Below are 18,139 nucleotides of genomic sequence, written 5' to 3'. Positions count from 1 at the left end.
TACATAAAATTATTTACAGGCTCATGCGATTAACCCGCTTTTACGATATTTCATCCGCTTTTTTAGCCTGATTTAAGTTTTCATCTACTTTGAATGATGTGGTCTTGCATCATGTGGTCCAAGTATCAAAACAGTCAGCCTCAATATTGATAAAAATTTTGCTAAGGCAAGATTACAAAACACTAACCTGTCTTCGGATTAAAATGCCTACATCCTCTTTTGTGAGTAATAGTGAATCAATAATCATCTTTTCAATATGATGGTCTAACACTTGAAACACCCAATTGAGCCCTTGTTTACTATGATGTTAAAGTGATGATGTTCAAATAGAGGCGAGACATTTTCACTGCTGAGTTCCTTCATTTAAAGCTGATAGAGAAATAGTGGATATTTGCATAGCGTGCGTCAGCTTAAATAAGGCATGATTGAGTCGAACAAAGTCTAGTTTTGTCTAAAATGCAGTTAGCCAGTTTTTATGCAAGATTGTCCAATTTACTCAGCACTGTAATGATACGCAAATTTAACTATTTCTATTAGATAACTATTTCTATTAGATAATCAGCTAAGGGCTAAATTTCAACGGTAAGTGTAATAACCTCAGTACTTATATCTTTAACGAGTCATGCTTTCTGTTAACAACATTTAGTAGTAATTTTTAATCTAGGCCTCAGGTTGAGTCGCTAAACTGAGTGACTTAACTATGTATTTCAACCTCTTAAAATCGAGATCTATTATCATGGATACACATACTGCAAATATGCCACGTAAAATGCCTTGGGTTGCAATAAGTGTTATTGCATCCATAGTCTTGCTACTTGGGCTATTACTGATGGTGATGCCCAAAGGGTTTAAAACTACCCACGAGCAAATCGGTACAGGTAAGCCTTCGGTAGTATTTGTCTATGATGCTAACCTTGTTTCGAGTACCACCCAGACTGAACAAATGAATGAAGCCCGAGCTCATCTTGGCGACAACGTTTTCTTTCTTCTGGCCAGAGCGGGTACTCCAGAAGGGGATCAACTTATTGCTAAGCATGGTGCTAGACCAGCTGAGTTATTACTGTTTGACGCAGCAGGAAGCTTAACTAAAAGGCAGCTTGCGGTGATAGATGCTAACGAGCTTATGTTGTGGGTACGTTAGTTATTTATAGGGCTGTTTGAATTTGCGTCTATGAGTGTAGATTTTAGTGTTTAAAGATTTATAAACTTTTGTTTTATTTTTCTAATTAGGGTCAATCGCAGCCTTACTTAGCTAAGTTGATTTAGATTTATCATCCAGATGTTTGATACTAAAAATCCTCGACACTAAAAGTTTCGGGGCTTTTTGCCTTTTGGCGGTGTAAGTGCATGGGTGTTAGCGTGACTATTAACAAGCTGACTTATTTGTGTAGCACGATTTATTTGCGGTTATTGCTTGCGGTAGCGTTTTAAGCTACAACTTAGTTATAACTTCTTATCGATATGTGACTAAATGCACGTTTTTCAAACGATATATCAGAATGGCCATTGGGATAAACCGTTACTGCAAAATGCAGCCATTAATTTGGTGTTGGTATTTGGTTCGCCTGAGCTTATGTTAGACAGCAAGCTTAATGTTGAGCTAGCAAGTGCTTTTCCAAACGCGCAAATCGTAGGCTGTAGTACTAGCGGTGAAATTCAAGATGATTGTCTATATGACAACAGTGTATGCGTTACAGCGATTGATTTTAAACATACACAGGTGCAAGTTGTCAGCAGTTCGATAAATCAATTTGAACATTGTGCTGAATTAGCAAAGCAGTTGATCGATCAATTAAGCTTTGATGGGTTAAAACATGTTTTTGTTATTTCTGATGGTCATTTAGTTAATGGTTCTGAACTGGTTGATGGTTTACAGCAGCACCTGCCTAAAGGTGTCATGGCTACGGGAGGCTTAGCCGGTGATGGTGAGCGTTTTAGTCAAACCACGGTATGGCATAATCAGCAAATAGAAAGCGGACTTATTGTGCTGGTAGGGCTTTATGGTGAAAGGTTATCTGTTGGTTTTGGTAGTCTAGGAGGCTGGCGCCCATTTGGGCCTAAACGGGTGATTACTCAGTCGACAGACAATGTGCTTTTTGAACTCGATGGACGGCCAGCTCTTGATTTATATAAAGAGTTTTTGGGTGAGTTTTCTGCCGGCTTGCCTGCTTCTGCATTACTCTATCCGTTAGCACTACAACTCAATGGTGAGCAAGAAACTGTGGTTCGCACTATATTATCCATTGATGAACTGCAAAAAAGTATGTTGTTTGCAGGTAATATGCCCACAGGCGCGACATGTCAGTTAATGCATTCTAATTATGAAGATTTACTTGATGGTGCACAGCTTGCCGCAGAGGATGCTGTCTCTTCCTTTGGGGGAGTACAGCCTGAGTTGGCTATTTTAATTAGTTGTGTCGGCCGTAGACTCGTTTTACAGCAAAGGGTTGAAGAGGAGTTGGAGATTATTAAGCAAGGCTTACCCAGCCAGTGTACTATTTCTGGCTTTTACTCGTATGGTGAAATATCGCCTATTAAGTCTATTGGTCGGTGTGGTTTACACAACCAGACTATGGCTGTCACGTTATTTTCTGAGACATAGTGATATTAACAATGCATAAATTGCTATTGCGTCAGCTCAAACGTAACCAAAAAGATGAATTGTTTATTTCAAAAAATGACATTTTTTTAAATTCAATATCAGATGCTTATGCTCAAAATGAGCAAAGTGTAAAAATGTTAGAGCGTTCTTTATTCCTTATTTCCAATGAGTTGAACGAGCGTAATCAAACGCTAAATGACCAGTTAGCAAAGATGAAACTGGTTCAAGATAAGCTTGAGCACTCCATTGGTTTATTAAATGCGACGGTCAATTCGACCGGTGAGATTTTGTTTGTTTATGGATTAAATGGTGAACTATTGTCATTTAATACCATGGGGCAGGATTTTTTTGACGATATAGGCTTTAAACCTGTATCGCATTGGGAAGAGTTTCTTAGCATTATTAAAGATAAACAACATATGTTATCTATTATTGATCGTCTTCAACATGACCCATTTCAATATTTAACTGGCACAATAGAGTTACTCGATAACCGTTTTTTTGATTACCGGTCTTTACCTCAGATACAAGAGAAGCAAATTTATGGCCGAGTGTGGTGCTTTCGCGATGTGACAGTGCAAAAGCAGTACGAGGCTACTATTGAATATCATGCTTTTCATGATGCACTGACTGGCTTACCTAATCGTGCATTATTATTGGATAGAATTAGCCATTCTATTGCGACGAGTAAAAGAGAAAATAAAAAGTTAGCGGTGTTATTTTTAGATTTAGATGACTTTAAAAAAATCAATGATACAGAAGGCCATGATGCAGGTGACTTGCTGCTAAAAGAAGTGGTTCGACGACTTCAGACACGCTTACGAGAATTTGATACTTTGTCCCGCCAAGGTGGCGATGAGTTTATTATTGTTTTAGAAAAAATAGAGTCAGAAATGACGGTAAAACAGGTTTGCCAAGATTTATTAGCATTGATTAAGCAGCCTTTTACTATCGGTTCTCGTCAATTTATTGTGACCTCAAGTATTGGGATTTCACTATTCCCTAATGATGATGACAATGCCAACTCGCTGATCCGTAAAGCGGATTTAGCTATGTATGAGTCAAAATCACTGGGTAAAAACAGCTTTCATTTTTACAGTCAGGCACTTGAAAAAGAGGCATTAACTCAACTTGCCGTTGAGCAAGCACTTCGCCAGGCCATCGAAGATCAGAGCTTACATTTAGTTTATCAACCCAAAGTTGATTTAAACACTATGAAAGTGGTTAGTGTTGAAGCGTTATGCCGTTGGACGCAGCAAGATGGCGTTGTGATCCCGCCCGATGTTTTTATTCCCATAGCAGAACAAACTGGGCTGATTATTGATATCGGTTGCTTAGTAATTTCTAAAGCCTGCTTACAGTTAGCTAAGTGGCGAGATGCAAACATTACAGCGCTGGCTATTTCAATTAATCTAAGCTGTTTAGAATTTCAAAACGAAGCGCTAATAACACATTTAATAGATACCTTAACCCATTATAAATTAGAGGGTAAATATCTTATTATTGAATTAACCGAATCGATTTTTATGGAAGATAAATTCAGTGTAAAAGAAATTATGTTACGGCTTAATCAATATGGGATTACTTTTGCACTTGATGATTTCGGCAAAGGTTATTCATCATTTAGCTACTTACAATTTTTGCCGTTGCATTATCTCAAAATAGATAAAGCATTCTTACAAGATGTTGAGAGCAGCAGCTCATCGGCAGCGATAGCTAAAACTATTATCGACATAGGGCATAACCTAGGCTTAAAAGTTATCGCAGAGGGGGTGGAAGACCAATTTATGCTTGATTACGTTAAGGCTTATAAATGCGATTTAGCCCAAGGTTTTTATTTGCACAAGCCCATGCTGCCAGAGGCGATAGAAACCTTATATCTCGGCTGATCTGATTGAGTAAAGGTGGGATTGAGTAGCGCTAGAGCATAAGGTATTGAAACTTATTCAGTGGCGAGTCGTTAGTGCTTATTGATTAGTTATTTCTCAATCGCACTATTTGATATATGATGCGCCACCCTAAATTTACCAACCTCGTCGATTCTATTTTATGTCTACCAATGCCCTCTATACCGATTTGTCCGGTTACTATGATTTGATGTGCTGTGACATTAATTACCAACAACAAACTAATAGCGTAGCGCGCTTACATCAGTTTTTGGGTAACAGCGGCAAACAACATTTAGACTTGGCCTGTGGCACTGGGCCACATGTTAGGCATTTCATCGATTTAGGGTTTCAAAGCAGTGGCCTGGATATCAATCAACCTATGCTCGATATCGCTATGCGTCGTTGTCCTGAAGCGCAGTTTAGTTTGCAAAATATGACTGAGTTTTACGTTGAACAAAAACTTGATCTGATCACCTGTTTTTTGTACTCCATTCATTATTCTCCAGGAACCGAGGCGCTTAAAGCCTGCATTGCAAGCGTACATAAGGCATTAAATACTGGTGGCCTGTTTTGTTTTAACTCAGTTGATAAGCATAAAATCAATAACAAAGCGTTAGTGAAACATAGTGCGGAATTTGACGGCAGCCAGTTTGTGTTTGAATCGGGTTGGCATTACAGCGGTGCAGGTGAGATGCAAGCACTCAATTTAAGCATCGCCAAAACTCAATCTGGTGCAACGCAGTTATGGCAAGACTCCCATGCGATGGTGGCCACCAGTTTTACTGAAATCGAAGCCTTGTTAAGTCCGTACTTCGACGTACAAATATTTGAACACGATTACGACAAAATCATCCCGTGGGATTTGGAATCAGGCAACGCCTTGTTTGTGTGTGTTAAGCGAGAGATTAAATAGTTAAGGTTTTTTAGCGTCATTGCGGTAATAATTTCGAGCTGAAATATCCCTGTTAACTTTTGTGATTGTATCGCAGGGTAAATGTTGAGATTTTTGCGGTGTGATTAGATCGACTTATTAGAACATAGGCCATTATGCATCATTAATGATAATGGCCATTTATAAGGTTTACTCTTCAGTAAATGCCGCTTCAACCTTTTCTAATTCTTGCTGGTTTTTAAGCTCGGTTTGTTGCTGTTTTTTAATGCTGACTTCTTCTACTAGTGCAGCTTGTCTTTGTTTAAGGCTGTGTTTTTCATCTTTGGTTAGAAACTTAAATGCCTTTTCATTGGCAAGCGCATATGCCACCACATCTTCACCCTTTACTCTGCGCTCATCCACACGTTTTGAAAAACGATCGTTATCTCGAGCTTTACGCTCTTCGGCATTTAACTTGCTCATATTTTGTATCCTCTGAGTTATTCACGGTAGCATTGTTCTAGGTTCAGTTAGACAAATGAGAGCGGTAATACATTTATAAAGCTGATGGGCGCATTTTAGCATAAATTGGCTTACTAGCTTGCAATACGTGATATGTGAATAACTATGGTTTGTGAATAACTAGAGTTGGTAAGGTAATCGATTGAGTGGGATGAGTATTAGCTCTTGCAATGGTTAAATAAGCTATTGGTAACAATCACCATTTTACATGCCGGTTGAGTCTATACGGGTGGCTAAGAAAGTAGATATGAATAGAATATGGGGCAAAGTTGAATATGACTTACTATTCCCCACATTGCTAAATTGATTGAAACTACGTCATTTATTGCAGTGTTGACTCATCTATTAAGTATTGAGTTGTCAGCTGCGATATAAGCTTTTCAGTATCGAATGTATCGACTTTATTGTTAGATTCATTAATTAATTTAACTTCGATTACGACCTCTGGTTTAAAAGTATAAACGCCAGCAGTACCTGAACTTCCCTGGTTTATGACATTTTTTAAGTATATTACTTCAAAATAAGGCGATAGGTTTTTTCTTGCCAGCACAGCCGCTCTTAGTAAAGCAAAATCATTCGCCCTGCGCTGTGAGGTATTACCGTTGCCAGAAAATCGAACATAATAAGTGTTCTCTTTGTCTTCATATTTAGAATCAGAATACCCACCGGTTAAACCTTGTGATTGATAAGTTGTCGGTGAAGCACAACCGCCAAGCATTAAAAGATTAATAACCAAAATTATTTGAATTAGATACTTCATTTTTACCTTTAGACTATCCGTTAATTAACTGGGCGATAAGGTAGCAGAAAAATTAGCTAATAATCTTATTTTCAAACCAATAAGCCATCTGAATGTTGTAATTGTGAGCTTAGACTTGTTGAGGTATAGCTTTGGTTTTGTGGGACGGTTTGTTTTATAGGACTTTGTAAAAAGTTGTGCAGTTTGCAGCAATTTAGTTTTCAGAATCATCTATCCACAATCCATTTGTAACTTGATAACCATTAATCTGCAATAACCTAGAGTAAGGGATTAATAAAGCAGTAACCTTTAGCCACAGAATTGTCTTTCGCACGGAACTCCGTCGCCATCACCATCCATTTCAGTTCCTGGACAATTACGGGTGTAAAAGGTGGCCTCTGCACAAGATCGCATATGGCTACAATGTGTCTTGCCTGTTTCACATCTGAACTGATTGCTGGGGATGATTGAACTTGGTTGTTGCATTGCAGGTGTCCACTCAATTTGTTCAACATCCTCATTGGTGAGAATCGCAGTGGCCTTGAAGTCTTGATACTTGTTGAAACCGTATATGGCTAAGTTGAGCACAATTAACACTAAAATGATTCTGCCAATGACGGAGCTTGATGAAGTGCGCAGCGAGTGGTGAGTTTTATTATTGGAAGGCAGGTTAAATGGACCACTTAATGGCGTGTCCGCGACTTTTGCTTGTGATGAACCTGCAATAACTGCAACACCTTCAATGCTGGCTTTTACGGCTTTAACTTTGCCGTCGGGCTGGTTCTCACGATGAAATAGAATCTCATCGCCAATAAGGAGTTTTCTGGCCATGTGCTTGAGCGTGGTAATATGAATAAACACATCTACATCACTGCTTGTTTCTGGTTTGATAAACCCAAAGCCTTTATCTTTATTCCAACGAACTAACGTGCCTCTTTCCATGGCAATATTCCCTTTATAAGTATTGTTTGATGATGTAGATACGTCAACTAAGCTGCCATAATAGCGAGTTATAAAGGCAATAAGCTAGCTATTTCATTAAGTTAACTTAAATTTAGTTACAATGATATCTGATAATAGCAGGACGTAATAACTATCCTCACACAATATTGTTGTAGACGCTAAATATAGGCATCAAGCTAACGACCAACTAGTTTGATGCCCATAGTTTAATCCTGTTTCTTAACATGTTTTAGCGCAGCTTGAAGCGCTTCATAGCGAAATAAGAAGGTATTTTCTTTCGGTAGTGAGTCGATAGCTTGAAACTTGCCAAGTTGCTCTCGTGTTTGTTGATTTGGGCACAGTAAAAACACTTCACAATTAGCCTCTAGTGCATCTTTAATCGCATTTTCAAGCGCTAAGCCAACGGTAACATCAATCATAGGCACATCAGTTAGGTCGAGGATCATTGCTTCATATTCGGCAATACTGGCGTGTTGACGTGAAATCGCTTTTGATACGCTAAAAATCATTGGACCTGATAAGTAGAAAAACAGCACTTTACCATTTGCCTGGTCAAGTAAGCCGCGCTCACTTTGTGTCAGCGGAACATCGTTTTGATCTGCATCACTGATGGCTTTAACTTGGCGTGCTTGTTCTCGGCTTAAGCGTTCAATAATGAGGATGTTAGAAATAAAGACCCCAAGTCCTACTGCCACAATTAAATCGACAAATACGGTTAATAACATCACCCCATACATAATAGCCATGCTTTGCATACTGACTTTGTGAGCACGTTGAATGAAACTCCAGTCAAGAATATTAAAACCAACATAAACCGCAATCCCAGCTAATACCGCCATCGGGATAGGCTCGGTCAAACCACCGGCCACCAGTACCACTAATGCCAGTATTACTGCTCGGGTGATACCTGATAGCGGTGATTGGGCACCTACTTGAATATTGGTTACCGTGCCCATAGTGGCTCCCGCACCAGGAAGCGCGCCAAACAAGCCTGAAATCATATTGGCTAAACCTTGGCCACGTAATTCTTTGTCTGAATCGTGCTCTTTACGGGTTAATGAATCGCCGATAACTGCGGTCAGTAGGGTGTCAATACAGCCAAGGGTACCTAGCACTAAGGCGTCGATGATCATGGTGACAAATATATCAGCGTTAATGTGAGGAATAACCAGAGAAGGTAAGCCTGCTGGAATTTCACCAATGCGGCGAATACTGTCGGTGTCAAAGAACATGATCGATAATAAGGTGACCCCTACTAGGGCAACAAGCTGCGCAGGCACATATTTACGATATCGTTTAGGGAACATGAACAATGTTATTAGGGTTAACAAACCAAGAAACAGCTCGCTAAACTTGATGTTTGCTAGGGTATTTGGCAGTGCAGATAAGGTGCCTATAACGCCACCTGTGGGCGCAGCATGACCCAGTAAAGGCGAGAGCTGTAATATAATCAAAATCACGCCAATGCCCGACATGAAACCAGAAATAACGCTATACGGCATTAAGGTGACATATTTGCCTAGTTTTAAGCTGCCGATTAAAAATTGAAAGCCACCTGCCATCATGACTATCGTGAATGAGATAGCGATACCAGATTCAGGATACTTAGCCACCATGGTGGTTAAAATGGCGGTCATAATTACAGTCATAGGACCGGTAGGTTCAGAGATTAAGGTTGATGAACCGCCAAATAACGCGGCAAAAAAACCAACAAGAATAGCGCCCCATAAACCTGCTTCGGCACCAGCGCCAGAGGCGACACCAAACGCAAGAGCCAAGGGTAATGAAATGATTGCCGTGGTAACACCGCCAAACAAATCGCCTTTGATACTGACATCCTTAAAGCGTTCTTTAAACAAAACAATACCCCTTATACAAAAGTTGGCGTGACTGTAGCAAATTATGCGTAAATTATTAATCATTTTGTATAGACCATTTACATTTGGGGCGCGTATAACTGTATATAGAACTTAATAACAAGGATTAAAAATGCGTTTATTTATGGTTATTGCGATGGCGACGTTATTAACGGCCTGCAGCACCAGCTACCCTAATCAAGCCATTACAGGACAGGTTTTTCCGTCAGTAACGGGGCAAACTCTTGAACAGCAGCCGATGGCCTTACCTGACGATTTAAAAGGTAAGGTGGCATTATTATTAATTGGCTATAAACAAAACTCACAATTTGATATTGATCGCTGGTTGATTGGCTTAGACATGACGCAGACTCAAGTTGCTGTATATGAAGTGCCGACAATACAAGGATTGTTCCCTAGAATGTTCAGTACTTTTATTGATAATGGCATGCGCGCGGGTATTCCTAAGCCACTTTGGAAAGGGGTGGTGACGGTTTACCAGGATGGCGACCAAGTACAAGCCTTTACTGGCAATGAAAACCCAAACAACACCCGAGTCGTGCTGTTAGACCCACAGGGAAAAGTGATTTACTTTTATGATCAAGGTTTCTCGGTAGATGCGCTTAATCAGCTAAGAGCCTTACTTTAAAAACGCTCATATCAGGCTATAAAAAAATCGAGTCTGAGTAAGAGGTTACTTATAAGCTAGTTAATGACTGGCTCGGTTAACTTTTATCCTAAGTAACAGACTAATAAGTGGTGAAAATCATCAATATGGTTAACTTCAATATCTTGGTTGATTAATAAGGCTTTGAATTTAAATGTAAAAAAATATGGTCTAATCCTTGCTAAATATCTTCCAACTCAACCAGGAAGAGCAATATTATGCAATTGGACATTCAATCACTTAGTCAACAATATCAAAGTGGCAAACACGTTAAACTGGCGATTAACGCCTTATCGTTAAAAATTGAGCCGGGAATTTTAGGGTTACTCGGGCCTAATGGTGCGGGTAAATCTAGCCTAATGCGTATTCTGGCCACTATCACCAAACCCACCGCCGGAAAAATTTTGTGGAACGGACAAGATATTGTTAGGTCACCGCAAGTTTTACGTCATGAATTAGGTTATCTGCCGCAGTACTTTGGTGTGTATGATCAACTATCGGCTGTCGAATTTTTACATTACATTGCCAGCTTAAAAGGTTTACCCAAATCAAAGGCTAATCAAGTTATTGACGAGTTAATTGATAAACTCAATTTAACCCACGCTGCCCATATGCCATTAAAAGGTTATTCGGGCGGTATGAAGCAGCGAATTGGTATTGCGCAAGCCTTGCTCAATGATCCCAAGTTACTGATTATTGATGAACCCACAGTAGGTTTAGACCCGCATGAGCGGGCCAACTTCAGGCAACTACTGACTGAGTTAGCGGGTGACCGATGCATCATCTTTTCGACTCATATTGTGTCTGATATTGAGTCTATAGCGAACCGTATCGCGATTATGAATACCGGGCAGTTGATCCAATCGGACACTCCTAGTTCACTGCTACAAAAAATGGCCAATAAATGCTGGCAACTCACCACTGACTTTAATGAGCTTAAACATATTCAGCATGAGTTTATTGTTAGCCATAGCGTGCGTAAAGAAGACAAAGTGGAGCTCAATATTGTTGCCGACCATTGCCCTGATGCCAGAGCAATTGCAAGAACCCCATCATTAGAAGATGCTTATCTTTACTTTACCAGCAGGCAACAACCGCAAGCGGGTTTAGCGAGGGCAAGTTAATGAATACCATGTGGCAATGTATCATCGCTGATTTTAAACAGCGTACCCGGCAACAAAGCTATATTGTCGCTTTGTTGGCTATGTCGGTTTTAACGCTATTATTTTTTCCATCGCCGGATGCTCAATATCAAACATTAGTGATTAATGGCTATCGCGGCATTTATAACAGTGCCTGGCTTGGTGTGTGTTTGGCGATGTTGAATGTACTTTTTTTACCGATTATTTGCTTTTACTTAGTTAAGAATGCACTTGAATTAGACCGGCAATCCATGACAAGTGAGTTGATCGCCGCCACGCCTGTGGCCAAGCACACATTTTTATTTTCAAAGTGGTGTGTGAATGTACTTATATTGCTATCAATTGTACTGATCATGTTGTGCAGTACTGTACTTATCCAGCTTTATTATGGCGAAAGTTATCAAATTGATTTTTGGGTATTAATTTGGCCTCAGCTGGTGTTCGTTTTGCCTGTATTACTGGCTGTCGCCTCTATTGCTATCATGTTCGAATCAATAAAATGGCTTAGAGCTGGCTTAGGTAATCTGGTGTATTTTTTTATCTGGATAGGCTCGATTGTACAAACGATTGAAAGTGTTTCTGGTATTGGCAATCTGCTTGATCAATTAGATGCTGAAGTGGTAGCACGTTTTCCTTTATCACAAGGGGCAACCAATATAGGCATCAAAGTGGGCGATAGCTTAAGCCCAGAAATTAATACCTTTATATGGCAAGGTATTGAGCCAACGGCAGCGCATTTTTGGGGCGCGTTACCGTTAATATTTTTTAGCCTGATTTGTTTGGGGATTACCTATCTATGTTTCGACCGATTTAGTCAGCAAACGCTTGCCGTTAAGCAACAATCATCATGGCTACACCGCACTTTTAGGCGCACAGTAGGGATGCCACTGGATAGTTTTTTGGGTTTTTTTACTCAGTATTTTGCCTTCACACGGTTACTACGTTTAGAGCTCAAATTAATGCTAACTGGCCAATCTACTTATTGGTTTATCGGCTTAATTATTTTAAATATTGTGCAAGTATTTATTAGCCAGCAATTACTGATGAGCATAGTGTTACCTCTTGCATGGTTGTGGTGTGTGTTAGTGCTATCGCCCTTAGGGCAATTAGAAAAACAATCGAATACAGTAGAGTTAATGACCTACAGTAAGCAATCATCAAGGTTACAAAGTTTGGCGAGTTATTCCGCAGCATGGATTGTACTGGCAATGGCCTGTTTGGGCGGCGCTATCCGTTTTATGGTGATTGCTGAGTGGATGTTACTGCTGCAATTGATTATTGCTATTTCATTTACGGTATCACTGGCTTATTTTTGTGGTGCTTTTGGCGCAACAAAGCGCTTGTTTGAAGTGCTTTATCCCGCTATTTGGTATTTTGGACCGATTCAAACAGCACTTTATGTCGACTTTTTTGGGGTGAATAGCCAAACCAGTTGGCAGGCGGGGATGCCTTATGCCGTTGCTGCTATGTCTGTGGGATTACTGCTACTCACTGTGGGAGTAAAAAATAGCCGTTAGCTAATAAATAATTCATTAATAACAAAGCTAAGTCCGCGATGCTATTAGTTCATGATGCTATTAGATCACGATACTATTAGTTCACTGACTAAGCTTTGTTAACAACTAGGCTTAATCTACCACAGCTTTATTAGGTATTCTTCGGCGCAGCAGCTGAATTAATGCCGGTGCGATAGAGGCTAAAATCATTCCGCTCATTAATAAATATTGGTGAGGCGTATAGGATTCACTCATTAACACTAAACCACAAACGATACCCGCTATGGGGTTGGCAATGCCACCAAAAGTAAAGTCGACCACCGACATACGTTGTAATAACCAGACATACATGCTGTAACCCAGCACTGTATTGAGCAACACTATCCAGCCTATTCCAGCAGCATTTATCAGGCTGAATTGGCTGATCGCATCGAAATATTGCTGCGGTAAAAAGAATGCCTGAACGCCTGCACTAACTAGTAATAATGCCCCCCCAATAATGAGCTGCCAGGTCAGTATGGTCCACCAATGAATCTGCGTACCCAGTGCCTTGGTTATCGTGCTACCGACAATAATGCAGCTAATAGCCGCTAGCATAGCAACTAACCCTATTGGGTTTAACGTGATCGAACTTGGGTCAAATAGCATCCAAGCTAATAGCACTAACATCATGCCAAAAAATGCTTGTACTGGGTTAGGGCGCTTTTTACTGATAACCCAGTGGAATAGCATGGCAAAAACGGGTACGGAAATCATTCCAATGCCTGATATGGCTGAAGGCAGCGTTAATGCCATCACAAAAATAAGGCTGAAAAACACCGCGATATTAATTGCACCCAGTTTAATTAAAATCGGCCATTGTGCTTTTTTAGGTTGGCTAGGCTTTATGGCTAATAATATTAGCCCCGCAGGTAAAGCGCGCAGCGCGCCTAATAGTAATGGTGGCCAGTCAGGTAAGGTGAACTGGGTCATGGCATAAGTGGTACCCCAAAAAAAAGCTGGGATCATGGCTAATAGGATATTCATAAACTACCTTTAAATTAAGTATCTTTATATGAAGATACATTACAATTCTGAACCGATAATTTATTTTTGTAAAGTATCTTTTTATCAAGTATCTTTGCGTTAAGTTTATTTAGGCGTTAGTTAACGGCTTAACAGTCAGGTGAAAAATGGAAGATATCGATCGACTTGTCGCCCAATGGGGGGAGCAGAAACCACATTTAGATACCCTGCCAATGGCGATACTTGGACGTTTTTTACGTCTACAAAAACACATTGAAGCCGAAATATCCGCTTGCCATAAACAGTTTGATCTTACTATGGGTGAGTTCGATGTGCTGGCAACATTAAGGCGTGCAGGTACGCCCTTTTCGCTAACGCCTTCAGGGTTATTATCGTCGATGATGCTGACCTCTGGTGCGATGACCAATCGGTTAGATAAACTTGAATCTAAAGGGTTAATCAAGCGTGTTCACAGTACTGAAGACAGACGCAGTGTGACGGTTGGTTTGACTGAAAAAGGCCTTGCCACCATAGATGAAGCAATTGAACAACATGTGCGTATTCAACACACCTTAGTGGATCATCTGTCGGATACTGAGATGCCCGAGCTTAATCAGTTGCTCAAGACTTGGCTGGTGGCCTTTGAAGGTAAGAAGTAATTTAGTCGTGAGATAAGACTGTTGATATAAGGGCTGTTGATTTTTGTGGTTAAAATTGATCTCGAAAGATCACAGCCCTCAAGTATTGCTCAGTATTTTATTACCGTTTATTGATTCAGCATTAACTGGTAAAAGCTAACTTGGGTATAGTCGCCCGCTTCCATACCTCTTGATTGGCAATTCGAACTGCTTTTAGGGTATTACATTGATTGTAAGCACCTGCTTTATAATACATCCAGTCATTTTTGTAGTCTTGATCGACCTCATGCCCTTGGTAATGACCTTCGGCTAAATCAATGGCAAAGGTCTGAATAATTTTATGTGCTGTAACTGGATTTTTAGTAAAAGCAAGATGTGTAGTATTGCCTTTGACATCCACTTTATAAGCGAAAATTTCACCTAGTTTAATCCCCCCTAGAGGCACTGAATAACCTTTGTTTGTGTCGGTTATTTTGTCTCTCCCTAAAGAATGTTTGGTGGTTGAAGCTGGAAGCTAAATTGTTTGAACTTGTGCCCGGGTGGCTCCGGGGCCAAAACCGAAATGCCTTTTATAGGCTTTGGCAAAAGTAATGTCACTTTGATAGCCTGCATCAAGCGCCACTTTTAAAACAGAATCACCTTTTGCTAATTGTTTAAAAGCATATGTTAATCTGAGTTGCTGTAAGTATTCCATCGGCGAAATAGCAAAATACTGTTTAAAATGACTCGCAAAACTGGCTCGTGAATACCCGCCAGTTTCAGCCATTGAATTAACCGACCAATTGTGAGCCATATTGAGATGAATGGCTTGTAGCACTTTGGCCATTTTAGGATTTTGTAATGCATTAAAAAACCCTAATTTTTGATGCTGTTGTTTAGCTAGGTGACGGAGTAAAGCTAAAAAGAAAACTTCTGTTAAGCGGCTAATTATAGCTTCTGAACCTTGATAATCAGCTTGAGTCTCATCAATCAAGCCTTGAATTAAACTCGCTAAAGCACCTTGTTGTTCGTCAGCTTTTATGACGATGGTTTGTGGTAATTGTCGAATAAGAGGCTGAGATTTATCTTCAGCAAAATCAAAATATCCGCATAACAATCCGGTGCTATTGGCAGGAGCTAACGTGTCAATTGGGTAAGCAATAAATGATGTGTGTTGACTAGCGATACTGCTTTCTGGGCTGAAGCTAATAATATGCGGTGCATCATGGGGGAAGATCACCATGTCTCCAGCCGTTAATAAGGTGCCATTATACAGTTCGGTATGGAGATAGGCCTTACCTGAGCTGATTAGATGAAAGCTTGCCATTCCGGTGCCCGAGGTATCAGTTCCCCATGTATCACAAACTAATGAGCGGTGAAATATAGTCGCATGCAGATGAAATTGGTTAAGTAAGCTGTTTAGCAGTAAGGTCGACATGGCTATTTAACGCTTTGTAAGACTCAATGGTGAGCAGTGTAGCTGCTTTACTTGAAAGAATAAAATGAGTGATGTTGTTATTCACTGACGTTGGGCAGCTAAAAAGTTGACGATATAACGACTTAAAATGGACGTTAGACGCAAAGACATAAAGCTTAGACGGTAGGTCATATTTGATTGGTGCCATTTTTTATAAGATGTCCTCGTTGAAACAACTTAACCCTTCGTAAGGACATAACATGAAAAAATTACTATTAAGCATATTAACTCTGTCAGTATTCGCGTTTAGTTTCGTCACTACAGCTGCGACGCCAACCAAGAATGACCAAGGTGTTGTTGAAATTCACCTAGAGCAGCACGGTGGCCACTTTACCGCTCGCGATACATTGGCGGGTTTAAAGCCTGGTAAGTACCAGTTTATTATTGAAAATAAAACTAATAAGTTGGTAGGTTTCCAATTACAAAACTTTATCACTCATGAACAGCTAGATATGTTCCCGCTTGAAGTGGGTCAAACAAAGCGTACTGATGTGATAGAGGTCACTGAGGAAGGTATCCGTTTCCGCTGCCCAATTAACCCAACCCCATGGTACGACATGGATGGTATTAAAGGGTAGATAAGTTACATAAGTTTGTGGTCAAGGTATTAGCCTGTCATACGACAGGCTTTTTTGTGTTATTTTTCTATTTATTAGGTGGACGGAGGTAGGGGCGCTGCCGTGTTTACGTTATGCTGAATAAACCGTCAAAAAACCAAAGTTGGTGCCTTATGACATTATCCAATCAATTCTATACCGCTGAGCAAGTTAAAGTAGGCGAAATCCAAGCGGCGAAGCTTGCTGGTGTAACTATGTTTGACTTAATGAAGCGTGCCGGAGAAGCCGTTCTTAAGCTTGTTTTACAATATTACCCAACGCCTCAACATATTTTAGTCTGTTGTGGTGGCGGTAATAATGGCGGTGACGGTTATGTGCTGGCACGCCTAGTGCGTAAAGCGGGTATTAAGCTCACTGTGTGGTCAACTCATCAACCGAGCCAATTAACAGGTGATGCTTATCAAGCTTATTGTGACTTTACGGCTGCAGGTGGCAGGGTTAATACTCAAACAACTCATATTGCTGATGATGTTGATGTGATTGTCGATGCGCTATTGGGTACAGGTCTACGTGGCGAGGTTAAACAACAAACCTCTGCATTGATCCAGTTGGTCAATACCAGTTCGGCAAAAGTGTTCGCTGTTGATATTCCCTCAGGGTTATGTGCAAACACCGGTACGGTATTGGGTATTGCGGTACGTGCAAATCATACGGTCAGCTTTATTGGTATCAAACAAGGTTTAGTAACAGGTCAGGCGCGGGAATATTGCGGAACATTACATTTTGCAGGTTTGGGGGTTGAGTTATTTTTTCAGCAAAATAACTTGGCAGAAGTGCATGCTATAACCGAGCAGAGATTAAAGCACACTTTGCTCGGCCGAAACCCTGTATCAAATAAAGGTCATCATGGTAAGGCCTTGTTACTCAGTGGCGATATCGGTTTTGGTGGAGCAATAATATTAAGTGCAGCAGCATGTGCTAGAACGGGCGCAGGATTAACCGCAGTATTAACCCACAGCGCAAATTACTCGCCATTGTTATCATATTGTCCTGAGGTAATGTGTCACGCTTGGGATTGCCTTGATAATGTTGATGCTCGTATTCATTGGGCTACGGCCATTGCGTTAGGTCCTGGGCTAGGGATGAGTGTGCATGCAAAATTAATTGCCGATCGGGTTAGGCAATCTGATAAACCCAAAGTGATTGATGCAGACGGGTTAAACCTGTTGGCATTAGCTCCTAATATCGATGTTAATAGAGTGATTACTCCGCATCCAGGTGAAGCTGCAAGATTATTAAACTGCGCTGTAATAGATATAGAACGAGACCGTTACCAAGCTGTGCGACAGTTGCAACAACGTTTTGGTGGGGTGGCTATTTTAAAAGGTGCTGGCACATTAGTGTGTGATGGTCGCCAAGTTTATGTGTGCTTAGCAGGTAACCCAGGGATGGCCTCGGGTGGAATGGGCGATGTGTTAACCGGGGTTATTGTGAGTTTGTTAGCCCAAGGCTATTCACTTTTAGATGCCGCGTTAATCGGGGTGCAACTGCATAGTCAGGCAGCAGATCAATCGGCGAAACAATCAGGCTTTATAGGTTTGCAGGCCAGTGATTTAGTGCCGTTTATTCGAAAGCAAATGAATCGCCTAAGTACTTAACTTAATTATTGAGATAAATGTGAGCGTTATCAAAAAAGAGTAAAGTAGGGTGCCACTTTACTCTTTTTATCGTTTACA

At 40.5% G+C, this 18,139-nt stretch carries 17 protein-coding genes; 10 read left to right on the top strand and 7 right to left on the bottom strand.

The genetic code is table 11. The annotated features are described in order from the left end of the window. The first annotated feature begins 736 nt into the window (after positions 1-736). The 4 genes from ACRWQM_RS16350 to ACRWQM_RS16335 all read left to right on the top strand — a co-directional run bounded on the left by ACRWQM_RS16350 (position 737) and on the right by ACRWQM_RS16335 (position 5,404). Positions 737-1,141, top strand: coding sequence for a hypothetical protein (locus tag ACRWQM_RS16350; protein WP_434930653.1), 405 nt, complete (start codon positions 737-739; stop codon positions 1,139-1,141). A gap of 330 nt (positions 1,142-1,471) precedes the next feature. Further along, positions 1,472-2,602, top strand: a complete 1,131-nt coding sequence (locus ACRWQM_RS16345; RefSeq protein WP_434930652.1) for an FIST signal transduction protein — start codon at positions 1,472-1,474, stop codon at positions 2,600-2,602. 11 nt (positions 2,603-2,613) lie between these two features. Continuing rightward, positions 2,614-4,491, top strand: coding sequence for a putative bifunctional diguanylate cyclase/phosphodiesterase (locus ACRWQM_RS16340; protein ID WP_434927996.1), 1,878 nt, complete (start codon positions 2,614-2,616; stop codon positions 4,489-4,491). A 160-nt stretch (positions 4,492-4,651) separates the two neighbouring features. Then, entirely contained in the window at positions 4,652-5,404 is a 753-nt protein-coding gene (locus tag ACRWQM_RS16335; RefSeq protein WP_434930651.1) for a class I SAM-dependent DNA methyltransferase, read from the top strand. Positions 5,405-5,572: 168 nt separating this feature from the next. Here ACRWQM_RS16335 and ACRWQM_RS16330 read toward each other — a convergent pair whose 3' ends face one another. The 4 genes from ACRWQM_RS16330 to ACRWQM_RS16315 all read right to left on the bottom strand — a co-directional run bounded on the left by ACRWQM_RS16330 (position 5,573) and on the right by ACRWQM_RS16315 (position 9,508). After that, on the bottom strand, positions 5,573-5,845 hold the full coding sequence (locus ACRWQM_RS16330; protein ID WP_434927998.1) for a DNA polymerase III subunit epsilon: 273 nt from the start codon (positions 5,843-5,845) through the stop codon (positions 5,573-5,575). Between the two features lie 361 nt (positions 5,846-6,206). Continuing rightward, positions 6,207-6,644, bottom strand: a complete 438-nt coding sequence (locus tag ACRWQM_RS16325; protein ID WP_434930650.1) for a CC0125/CC1285 family lipoprotein — start codon at positions 6,642-6,644, stop codon at positions 6,207-6,209. A 288-nt stretch (positions 6,645-6,932) separates the two neighbouring features. Further along, the gene (locus ACRWQM_RS16320; RefSeq protein ID WP_434930649.1) at positions 6,933-7,565 is read right to left on the bottom strand and encodes an excalibur calcium-binding domain-containing protein; all 633 of its coding nucleotides are present in this window, start codon (positions 7,563-7,565) and stop codon (positions 6,933-6,935) included. Positions 7,566-7,792: 227 nt separating this feature from the next. Then, positions 7,793-9,508, bottom strand: a complete 1,716-nt coding sequence (locus tag ACRWQM_RS16315; RefSeq protein ID WP_434930648.1) for a SulP family inorganic anion transporter — start codon at positions 9,506-9,508, stop codon at positions 7,793-7,795. A 67-nt stretch (positions 9,509-9,575) separates the two neighbouring features. Here ACRWQM_RS16315 and ACRWQM_RS16310 point away from each other — a divergent pair, with 67 nt between their 5' ends. From ACRWQM_RS16310 to ACRWQM_RS16300, 3 genes are all read left to right on the top strand, one after another. Further along, complete coding sequence (locus ACRWQM_RS16310; protein ID WP_434928003.1) at positions 9,576-10,091, top strand: hypothetical protein; 516 nt, start codon at positions 9,576-9,578, stop codon at positions 10,089-10,091. 236 nt (positions 10,092-10,327) lie between these two features. Continuing rightward, positions 10,328-11,233: an ABC transporter ATP-binding protein gene (locus tag ACRWQM_RS16305; protein WP_434930647.1), complete on the top strand. Its 906-nt coding sequence runs from the start codon at positions 10,328-10,330 to the stop codon at positions 11,231-11,233. After that, the gene (locus ACRWQM_RS16300; protein WP_434930646.1) at positions 11,233-12,768 is read left to right on the top strand and encodes a hypothetical protein; all 1,536 of its coding nucleotides are present in this window, start codon (positions 11,233-11,235) and stop codon (positions 12,766-12,768) included. The genes ACRWQM_RS16305 and ACRWQM_RS16300 overlap by 1 nt, the downstream gene beginning before the upstream one ends. A 111-nt stretch (positions 12,769-12,879) precedes the next feature. Here ACRWQM_RS16300 and ACRWQM_RS16295 read toward each other — a convergent pair whose 3' ends face one another. Then, positions 12,880-13,773: a DMT family transporter gene (locus ACRWQM_RS16295; RefSeq protein WP_434930645.1), complete on the bottom strand. Its 894-nt coding sequence runs from the start codon at positions 13,771-13,773 to the stop codon at positions 12,880-12,882. 146 nt (positions 13,774-13,919) lie between these two features. On the opposite strand from ACRWQM_RS16295, the gene ACRWQM_RS16290 reads away from it, so the two are divergent. Beyond that, the gene (locus tag ACRWQM_RS16290) at positions 13,920-14,411 is read left to right on the top strand and encodes a MarR family winged helix-turn-helix transcriptional regulator (RefSeq protein WP_434930644.1); all 492 of its coding nucleotides are present in this window, start codon (positions 13,920-13,922) and stop codon (positions 14,409-14,411) included. Between the two features lie 121 nt (positions 14,412-14,532). Here the strand turns inward: ACRWQM_RS16290 and ACRWQM_RS16285 are convergent, their stop codons facing one another. Both ACRWQM_RS16285 and ACRWQM_RS16280 read right to left on the bottom strand, forming a co-directional pair. Further along, positions 14,533-14,835, bottom strand: a complete 303-nt coding sequence (locus tag ACRWQM_RS16285; protein WP_434930643.1) for a polysaccharide lyase family 7 protein — start codon at positions 14,833-14,835, stop codon at positions 14,533-14,535. A gap of 69 nt (positions 14,836-14,904) precedes the next feature. Then, positions 14,905-15,807 (bottom strand): cupin domain-containing protein, encoded by a 903-nt coding sequence (locus ACRWQM_RS16280; protein ID WP_434930642.1) that lies wholly within the window; start codon positions 15,805-15,807, stop codon positions 14,905-14,907. 239 nt (positions 15,808-16,046) lie between these two features. Between ACRWQM_RS16280 and ACRWQM_RS16275 the strand changes: the two genes are divergently transcribed. Further along, the gene (locus ACRWQM_RS16275; protein ID WP_434930641.1) at positions 16,047-16,424 is read left to right on the top strand and encodes a hypothetical protein; all 378 of its coding nucleotides are present in this window, start codon (positions 16,047-16,049) and stop codon (positions 16,422-16,424) included. Between the two features lie 152 nt (positions 16,425-16,576). Further along, positions 16,577-18,061 (top strand): NAD(P)H-hydrate dehydratase, encoded by a 1,485-nt coding sequence (locus ACRWQM_RS16270; RefSeq protein ID WP_434930640.1) that lies wholly within the window; start codon positions 16,577-16,579, stop codon positions 18,059-18,061. Positions 18,062-18,139 lie beyond the last annotated feature (78 nt).

Origin of the sequence: Shewanella sp. HL-SH5, assembly GCF_051163755.1 — a bacterium.
Taxonomy (GTDB): domain Bacteria; phylum Pseudomonadota; class Gammaproteobacteria; order Enterobacterales; family Shewanellaceae; genus Shewanella; species Shewanella glacialimarina.
The sequence above is the reverse complement of the archived record's forward strand: the minus strand, read 5'-3'. Positions and strand labels throughout refer to the sequence as shown.